This window comes from Streptomyces sp. NPDC051020 (assembly GCF_040683105.1).
Classification (GTDB): domain Bacteria; phylum Actinomycetota; class Actinomycetes; order Streptomycetales; family Streptomycetaceae; genus Streptomyces.
Map to the genome: position 1 here is coordinate 21,867 of NZ_JBFBCG010000081.1, position 9,357 is coordinate 31,223.

Below are 9,357 nucleotides of genomic sequence, written 5' to 3' on the forward strand. Positions count from 1 at the left end.
CGTCGGCGGGTCCGTCGGGTCAGTGGTCGGCGGGTCCGTCGGGTCCTCCGTCGGCGGGTCCGTCGGGTCGCACCGCGGGTCGGCCGGGCTGCACGGCTCGCCGTCGTCGGCCGATCCGGCCTGGACCCCGAACTCCACGCCCGCGACGTTGACACCGATGCCGGCGGCCTGCGCCGCGCCGGCAGCGGTCAGCGAGGCGCCCGCGGCGATTACCGCACCTGCGGCTATCCGCGCGACGCGGACTCGCGTCTTCTTGGTCATCTGCTGCTACCCCCAGTAGCTGTTCTCGTCAGTGGAGCAGCCATATGCGGGCTCACGGCTCTGCCGGGGGTTACGCACTCGGCCGGGGCCACGTCGGGCCGTAGCCAAGCCACCCTCCCCGTTCACACCTGTCCCAGACATACGCATGCTGCCCTAGCACCCTGTCCACAGTTAAGGACTACGTCAAGGCGGATTCCGTGCAATGTGCACCGATTTGGCGGCAGTTGACCGTCATTCAGAATCACGACTGTGACCCAGTCACCACGGCACCTGCGTAACTCGGAACCGCAACTCCCTTTCGCTGAGCGCCTCGTACCCGCCCCCGACAAAAAGGCGGTGCCGGAAACCCGTGGGGGTTCCGGCACCGCCGTAAAAATCAGGAACAGCGACAGGCTGCGGGTCCGGCTACTTCTCCCGCTGCTTCCGCCAGCGGATGCCCGCCTCCAGGAAGCCGTCGATCTCACCGTTGAAGACCGCTTCGGGGTTGCCGATCTCGAACTCCGTGCGCAGGTCCTTGACCATCTGGTACGGGTGCAGGACATACGAACGCATCTGGTTGCCCCAGGAGTTGCCGCCGTCGCCCTTGAGCGCGTCCATCTTGGCCTGCTCCTCCTGGCGGCGGCGCTCAAGGAGCTTCGCCTGGAGGACGTTCATCGCGGACGCCTTGTTCTGGATCTGCGAGCGCTCGTTCTGGCAGGAGACGACGATGCCGGTCGGCAGGTGGGTCAGGCGCACCGCGGAGTCGGTCGTGTTGACGCCCTGGCCACCGGGGCCGGAGGAGCGGTACACGTCGACGCGGAGCTCGGACTCGTCGATCTCGATGTGGTCGGTCTGCTCGACGACGGGCAGGACCTCGACGCCCGCGAAGGACGTCTGGCGACGGCCCTGGTTGTCGAAGGGCGAGATCCGGACGAGCCGGTGGGTGCCCTGCTCGACGGAGAGCGTGCCGTAGGCGTACGGAACCTGGACGGAGAAGGTGGTCGACTTGATGCCGGCCTCTTCCGCGTACGACGTCTCGTAGACCTCGGTCTTGTACCCGTGCCGCTCGGCCCAGCGGATGTACATGCGCTGGAGCTTCTCGGCGAAGTCGGCGGCGTCGACGCCACCGGCCTCGGCACGGATGTTGACCAGCGCCTCACGGGCGTCGTACTCGCCGGAGAGGAGGGTGCGGACCTCCATCTCGTCGAGCGCCTTCTTGACGGACTCCAGCTCCCTCTCGGCCTCGGCGAGGGCGTCGGCGTCGCCCTCGTCCTCGGCGAGCTCGAAGAGAACCTCAAGATCGTCGATACGGCCGCGGAGGGCCTCGGTCTTGCGGACCTCGGCCTGGATGTGCGAAAGCTTGCTGGTGATCTTCTGCGCCGCCTCCGGGTCGTCCCAGAGGGACGGCGCCGCCGCCTGCTCCTCGAGCGCGGCGATGTCCGCCCTCAGCGCTTCGAGGTCCAGGACGGCCTCGATCGACCCCATGGTCGAGGAGAGGGACTTCAGCTCTTCGGAAATATCGACGACTGCCACGGGTCCAGCGTAACGGCTGTCGGCTCGGACCATCCCCGGGCCGTCCTTTCTGCGGGGATCCGTGCGGTCACGGCGCGGTCACGGAGCCGCCGGCACCGAGTTCTTCGTGTCCTGCGGGGTCGCGTCCGCGTCATTGCCGCCGAGGGCCAGCCAGCCGCCCACACCCAGGGCCGCGCACAGCACCAGCGCCACCGCGCCCAGCGTGATGCGGCGCTTGCGGATGGCCGCCGACTTGTTCCGCGCCGAGCCCGGACGGGGCTGGCCCGGGGCGCGGGGGGCCCGGGCAGTGCCCCGGGGGCCGCCGGAGAGCTCGTCGGGGCCCGGGACGCGCATGCTGGTGTGGGTGTCCCGGTTGGAGTCCGGGGAGGCGCCGGGGACCAGCGGGACCGCGCCACGACGGCGGGGTTCGTCGGGGGCCGGGGTGTACTGCTGCTCGTCGTAGGGCTGCGGTTCCGGTTCGGCGCCCGGCTCGTCGACGTCCAGGGGCGGGATGCCGGCCAGGTGCGGGAGCTGCTCGCGCAGACGCGCCGCGAGCTCGGAGGCGCGCAGCCGGGAGGCCGGGGCCTTGGCCAGGCACTGCACCAGAAGCTGCCAGAGCTCTTCGGGGATGCCGGGAAGCGGGACCACCGTCTCCGTGACATGGCGGCGCAGCACCGCGCCGGGGTGGCCGCCGCCGAAGGGCGTGAAGCCCGCGAGGAGCTCGTACAGCACCGTCGCGAGGGCGTAGATGTCGACGGCGGCGCGCGGCGGGAGGCCCTCGACGATCTCGGGGGCCAGATAGTCCGGCGTACCGATGATCTTCGTGGCCTTGGTGCGGCGCGGGGTGTCGATCAGCTTGGCCACGCCGAAGTCGGTGAGCAGCGCGGGGTGCGAGCCGCCGGGGCCGAGCGGTCCCTCCATGTCGAGCAGGATGTTCTCCGGCTTGACGTCGCGGTGGACCACTCCGGCGGCGTGCGCGGCCGCGAGGCCGTCCGCGACGTCTGCGACGATCGCGACCGCCGCCTCGGGGGCGAGCCGGCGCTCGCGGTCGAGGCGGGTGCGCAGATCCGTACCGCGTACCAGGTTCATGACCAGCGCCAGGTCGTTGCCGTCCACGACGAGGTCGTGGACGCCGACGATGTGCGGGTGGTCGAGCCCCAGCAACGCGGTGCGCTCCTGCACGAAGCGTCCGACCAGCTCCTGATCGGACGCGAGGTCCTCGCGGAGCAGCTTGATGGCGACGGGGCCCTCAGGACCCTCGCCGAGCCACACCGTGCCGGCGCTGCCGCGCCCCAGGATCTGGTGGGCGGTGTACCGGCTGCCGATATTCCGTGCCAAGACTGCTCCCTCAGCGGCTGGCGTTGGACCCCCGGTCGACAAAGTTACGCGGCGATCGGGGTGTTACGTGCCCTGGATGGCGCCAACCTTCACTTCTGCGGGCGAAATCGCTCCGCAGAAGTCGACAAAGCTACGAAGTTGGTGATGCGGGCTCTGTCAGCCGCCACTGCTGCTGCCCAGTTTCGAGAGCCAGTGGGTGACGGAGGAGACCGCGTCGCCGATCGCTTGCCAGTAGCCCTGCCCCTGCCCGATCCAGTCCTGCAGCGGCGTCAGTTCCCAGATCAGCCAGCCCGCGACGAAGAACAGCACCACCGTGAAGAGGCAGCCCTTGAGACAGCCGAGACCCGGGATCTTCATCGGGTTGGCGCTGCGCTGCCTCGGCTCGCGGGGCTGGCGTGGGGCCGGCCGCTGGGGAGCCGGCTGCTGCGGAGGTGCGTACTGCTGCTGCTGGGGGTGCTGTGGTTGCTGGCGGCGCTGAGGATACTGCTGGGGCTGCTGCTGCGGGTACTGCTGGCGCTGCGGGTACTGCTGGTGCTGTGGAGCCTGCTGCGGCTGCTGGCGCTGCGGCCGACGGCGCAGCGGATCCTGGCTCGGGTCGAGGTACTGGACCTGCGTCTGCTCGTTGCGGTCGCGGGCCGCCTGCAGCTGGGACTGCCACGGGTGCGGGCCGTCGGGCTGCGGCGGGCCGTCGGGGCGCTGTGGTACGGGCGGCATGACCGCGGTCGGGTCGGCGTGCCCGCCCTGGCCCTGTCCCTGGCCGGGTGAGTGCTGCATGACGCTGGTCGCCGCGTTCGGGTCGTACGCACCCGCATTGCTCGGCAGCACCTGCGTCGGGTCGGCCGCACCGGGGGTCTCCGGAACGGCTGCGGGCGCCGGGTCGGGCGCGAGCAGCGCGCCCACGCCGTCGGCGGCCGCGATCTGCGCCGAGGTGGCGTGCACACCGACGCCGGCCGCGACGGCACGCAGGCCACGGGCCAGGTTCTCCGCGCCGGGCCGTCGGTCCGGGTCCTTGCTCAGGCAGCGCTCTATGACCGTCCAGAGCGGCGCCGGGACGGTGGTGGGGCGGCGGGGCTCCTCACTGAGGTGCCGGTTCAGGACCTCGAGGGCCGTGCCGCCGGAGAACGGCGGGCGCCCGGTGACCAGCTCGTACAGCAGGATGCCCGCGCCGTAGATGTCGACGGCGGAGGTCTGCGGGCGGCCCTCGGCGGACTCCGGCGCCACATAGGCGGGCGTGCCGACGAACTCATGGGTCCGGGTCAGGCCCGGGGAATCGGCGAGCCGTGCGATGCCGAAATCGGTCAGCATCGGATGCATCTGGCCGTCGCGCTCGGACAGCAGGACATTCGCCGGCTTCAGGTCGCGGTGGACGACACCGTCGGCGTGGCTGGCGGCGAGCGCGTCCGCGATCTGGGCGGTGAGGAGTGCGGCGGCGACCGGGGTGAGCGGGCCGTTCTCGCGGAGGTAGCGGTGCAGGTCGGGTCCGTCGACCAGATCCATCACGAGGGCGAGGAGATCGCCCTCGACGACCAGGTCGCGGGTGCGCACGATGTTCTCGTGGGTGAGCCGCAGCAGCACGGACCGCTCGCGCAGGAACCGCATCACCACGTCCGGGTCGTTGGCGAGCTCCTCCTTGAGGACCTTGATGGCCACCGTCTCGCCGGGCTGGCCGGCGACGGCCGCCTCGGTGCCTGCGGTCTCCCGCTGGCGGGCGCGCCAGACGGTGCCCGTCGCGCCGCGTCCCAGCGGCTCTTCGAGCAGGTACTTGCTGCCTACCGGCCGCACGTCATGCGCTCCCTGCTGATCGTGGTGCTTACGGCCTCCCGGAGCCCGCCCCGGGAGTTTCCGGCCCACTCTAATGCCGCTCCGAGGGCTTCGAACGGGTCACCGGTCGGTCACCTTCCGGTCGTGGACGCGGTGTGAGCCATCGTGTCCGAAAGAAGACGCCCACACCGGACAGATGGTTGCCGCACACACGTGCGCCTGGCCGGTTTCCAATGGTTGCCCGGCTTCTGTGCGCTGCTCCGGTTACCGCCCCAAGCAGGCACTTTTGGGTAGACAGCCGACCTTTCAAGATCACTTCGAGGTGGCCCCCGGGCATGTTGTCAGCGGCAGGTGCGAGGATGCCTCCAGCACGGAACTGTGGGGTCGGAGCCTCGCGGTACGTGACGACCTGTACCGGACGACGCGTCCGTGCCGGGTGGGGGGAATCACAGGGCGTTTCCCCTGCCGGGCATCCCGCGCAGAAGGGACCGCTGACGGCGATGCAGATCCGGCTGACCGTCCTCGCGCCGCGCAGCGGCCAGACCCCGGCGCGCGCCTGCGACGTGCTCGTCACCGCCCCCGCGGGGACGGCACTCGCCACCGTGGCCTCCAACCTGGCCGCCGCCGTCTCCGGGCCCGACGGCTCGCTCGGCAGCGGAGCGGTGGTGCTGTTCGCCGGCCGCGACCGGCTCGACGCGCAGCGGTGCGCGCTCGGCGAGCCACCCCTGGTCGACGGCGCGGTGCTCTCGCTCCAGGTCCCGGGGGAGGACGAGACGGCGGCCGACGCCGTTCCGGCGCAGTTGCACGTGGTCGCGGGGCCCGATGCGGGCGGCGTCCATCTGCTGCACGGCGGACAGATACTGATCGGCCGGTCCGCCGACGCGGACGTCCCGCTCGACGACCCGGATGTGTCCCGGCTGCACTGCGCGGTGACGGTCTCCGAGAACGGCGCGGTCTCGGTCGCCGACCTGGGCTCCACGAACGGCACCTCGCTGGACGGTGCGGAGGTCCGCGACCGCCCGGTCCGGCTGAGGCCGGGCGCGCTGCTACGGCTCGGCGAATCGACGCTCCGGCTGACGCCGGGCTCGCCCACGCCGTCGCTGGCGACCACGCCGGACGGCGAGGGGCATCTGCGGGTCGCACGGGCGGCGGGCGGGAGCCTCTCGGAGGAACCGGACGGGTACGCCACCGGTCATGCGTCCAGCGCGGGCGCCGCACCCGTGGCGTACGCGGACGGCACACCGGCCGGTTCCGACGACGGGGGCGCACGGGGCACCGCCCGGCGGACGTCCGGCCGATTCCCGGACGACGAGACACCCCGGCGCGGCGGGATAGGGGCCTGGGCGCGCCGGCTGGCGGGGAACAAGGGCGAGCCGGTGCACGAGGCGGCGCCCGACGAGGCAGGGGCAGTGGGCCTGCCGGGCCCGCTCGCGTCCGTACCGCGCCCGCGCTCGTCCTCGGCGGGGACATGGCCCGACCCGGCGGCCGTGCTGCTGACCGCGCTCGGGCCCGGACCCCGGCTGTGGGAGCGCGACGCGGCGCACCCCGAGGCGCTCGTGGTCCGGCTCGGCACCACGGACCGGGCGGAGCTGCCCGCCGTGCCGGTGACCGTGGGACTTCGGGAGGCCGGTTCGCTGGGGCTCGCCGGTCCGCGGGAGCGGCTGGCCGGGCTCGCCCGCTCGACGGTGGCACAGCTCGCCGCGCTGCACTCCCCGGCCGACCTGGAGATCGTGCTCATCAGCACGGACCGTGCCCGCAGCACCGACGAGCGCAGGCGCGAGTGGGCGTGGCTCGGCTGGCTGCCCCATCTGCGGCCGATGCACGGACAGGACTGCCGGCTGCTGCTCGCGTACGACCGTGAGCAGGCGACGGCACGCACGACGGAGCTGGTGCGCCGGCTGGACGACGGGCCGCTCGGCACCGACTGGGCCAGCGTCGACCGGAGCACGGTCGCCGAAACCGCCCGGCGGTACACGGGGCCGTTCACCGTGGTGATCGTCGACGGCGACCCCGGGTCCGCGGTACTGCGCGAGACCACGGCACGGCTGGCCGCCGCGGGTGCGGCGGCCGGGATCCATCTGATCTGTCTGGCCGAGACGCCGGCCGCGTCGCCCACCTCGCCTGTCGCGGCGACATACGAGGCGGCCTGCCATGCGTCGATCGCGTTCCGTGAGTGCGGAGCGGTGGGGATGCTGAGCGGCGACGTGGCAACGGCACTGCGGCTGCTGCGCACCGCGGGCGGACAGGCCGCGGGCCACGGCACGGTGGCCACGGTGGACGCGGTGTCGGCGGCGTGGGCGGAGCGGTTCGGGCGGGCGCTGGCACCCCTACGGACGGAGGGTCCGGCGACGGCGCCCGGCCGCCCGCCGACGGCAGCCCTCCCCCGGTCCGCCCGTCTGCTGGACGAACTGGGCCTGGCCAGAGCCACCCCGGCCTCCCTGATGGCCCGCTGGGCCTCGACCTCCGAGACCCAGCCGCTGGCGACGGTGCGTGGGTCGGGGAGCTGGAGCGGCGGTGCCGGCGATCCGGAGGCAGCGGCCGTGGACGCCCGCGGTTCGGGCCGTACGACATACCCGGACAGCGCGGGCCCTCGCGTGGGGGCACAGCGCACGGTGCCGGTCCCGGGCCCGACGGGCGCCGGCGCCCAGGGGTCCGATGAGGACCACGGACCGGGGTCGGGGCGCACCGCATATCCCGGCAGCGAGTCGTCCGGCTCGGGCCGTACGCCGTACCCGGGAAGTGAATCCGCCGGTTCCGGCCGCACGGCGTACCCGAACGGTGAGACGTCCGGCACGTGGGACCGCAGGCCGTACCCCGGTTCGGCGAACGACACGCACGCAGGCACATCACGGCATGCATTCAGCCGCGACGAGGGCCGTTCGACGGCCGGTTCGAGCCGCACCGCGTACCCGGGTGCGGACGCTCCTGGCTCGGGCCGCACCCCGTACCCGGGCACGGACAGCCAGGCATCGGGCCGCACCCCCTACCCGGGCACGGACACCCCCGGCTCAGGCCGCACCCCCTACCCGGGCAACGACAGCCGCGGTTCCGGTCGCACCCCGTACCCGGACACCGACTCGTCCGGGTCGGGCCGCACCCACCACCCCGCCGCGCCCGCACCCCGCGTCGGTGCGCAGCGTTACGGCAGCGCGTCGGGCGACGTCGTCGGCTCCCGTGCCGTTCCCGGGGCGGAGCATGCACCAGCCACCGGCATGGCCACGGCCGCCACCGCCGGGCCCGGCGCCGCAGCCTCGCCGCTTCCCGCCTCCGCCGTCGCCTTCGCCGGGCGGCCCGTCGTCGTTCTCGGTGCCGGGCCCCGGGGCGCGGTCAGTGTCGATCTGGCCGATGAAGGGCCTCACCTCCTCATCGAGGGCCCGGCCGGCAGTGGACGTACGGAGTTGCTGCGAGCCGTCGCCGCCTCGCTGGCCGCTGCCGCGCGTCCCGACCGGCTCGGCATCCTGCTGGTCGACGGAGCCGGTGGTGAGCGCGGCGAAAGCCTGCACCCCTGCGCGGAACTCCCGCATGCGTTCACCCATCTGGTCGCCTCCGATCCGGTCAGAATGCGCGAGTTCGCCCAGGCCCTGGGTGGCGAGCTGAAGCGGCGGGCCGAGCTGCTCGGGCAGCTCGACTTCAACGACTGGCATGCCCGGCACGACATGGCGCAGCAGACGGTCGACCGACTCGCCCCCAGCGCCGCCGAGCAACGCGGTGACCTGGCCCCGGTGATGAGCGGAACCCTCCGGCTGCGGCCCGCCGCCACGCGGTCCGCGGATCCCGGTCCATCGCCGCTGCCCCGGCTCGTCGTGCTGGTCGACGACTTCGACGCCCTGGTCGCCCCCGCGCTCGGCAGCCCGGGACGGCCCGCCGCCGGTTCGGTCGTACGAGCGCTGGAGTCCGTCGCCAGGGACGGTGGCCGGCTGGGCGTGCATCTGGTCGCGACGTCCGCCCGCGCCGACCGCACGGAGGACACGGAGCTTGCCCGTGGGGCGCGGCTGCGCGCGGTGCTCGACGCACCCGTCGCCACACCCTCGCCGGAGGATCCGGCACCCGGCCGCGGTCGGCTGGGGCATCCGGACGGGCGGGTGACGCCGTTCCAGGGCGGCCGGGTCACGGGCCGCATTCCGCGCACCGCGACCCTGCGGCCCACCGTCGTCCCACTGGAGTGGGAGCGGATGGGCGATCCGCCGGCCCGGCGCCCGGTCCGGGAACTGGGCAACGGACCGACGGATCTGGCGCTGCTGGCCAGCGCGCTGGAGCGGGCCGCCCGTTCGGTGAACGCCGAGCGAATAGCTCCGCTCATGCCCTACTAGGGCGTGTTTCGAAAGTGGCGTCGTCCGCCCGTAGGGCGGGCCGGGCGGTGTCTGGTGCGTGCGATCGCAAGGCGGAGGGTCGCCCCGATACTGGGCGTATCGGGGCGAGCCCGACAACCCAGCGAGCGTGCGTGCCAGACGCCGCCCGGCAGGCGGGACTTTCGAAACACGCCCCAGTGCCGTGAGGGGCACTAGT

4 protein-coding genes and 1 pseudogene are annotated in these 9,357 nt (G+C 73.1%); 1 reads left to right on the forward strand and 4 read right to left on the reverse strand.

All coding sequences use genetic code 11. From position 1 onward, the window contains the following. The 4 genes and pseudogenes from AB0N06_RS31255 to AB0N06_RS31270 all read right to left on the reverse strand — a co-directional run. A pseudogene (locus AB0N06_RS31255) lies at window positions 1-261 on the reverse strand (hypothetical protein); the annotation flags it as partial. Window positions 262-666: 405 nt separating this feature from the next. After that, window positions 667-1,773 (reverse strand): peptide chain release factor 2, encoded by a 1,107-nt coding sequence (gene prfB / locus AB0N06_RS31260; RefSeq protein ID WP_366138066.1) that lies wholly within the window; start codon window positions 1,771-1,773, stop codon window positions 667-669. Between the two features lie 78 nt (window positions 1,774-1,851). Then, a complete protein-coding gene (locus AB0N06_RS31265; RefSeq protein ID WP_366138067.1) occupies window positions 1,852-3,090 on the reverse strand; it encodes a serine/threonine-protein kinase in 1,239 nt (412 codons plus the stop codon). Between the two features lie 156 nt (window positions 3,091-3,246). Continuing rightward, on the reverse strand, window positions 3,247-4,872 hold the full coding sequence (locus tag AB0N06_RS31270) for a serine/threonine-protein kinase (protein WP_366138068.1): 1,626 nt from the start codon (window positions 4,870-4,872) through the stop codon (window positions 3,247-3,249). A 479-nt stretch (window positions 4,873-5,351) separates the two neighbouring features. Here AB0N06_RS31270 and AB0N06_RS31275 point away from each other — a divergent pair, with 479 nt between their 5' ends. After that, on the forward strand, window positions 5,352-9,161 hold the full coding sequence (locus tag AB0N06_RS31275) for an FHA domain-containing protein (protein ID WP_366138069.1): 3,810 nt from the start codon (window positions 5,352-5,354) through the stop codon (window positions 9,159-9,161). Window positions 9,162-9,357: the final 196 nt, after the last annotated feature.

Bases quoted from the DNA above. Each gene is read 5' to 3' on its own strand.
- AB0N06_RS31275 (WP_366138069.1), top strand. From the start codon at position 5,352: ATGCAGATCCGGCTGACCGTCCTCGCGCCGCGCAGCGGCCAGACCCCG.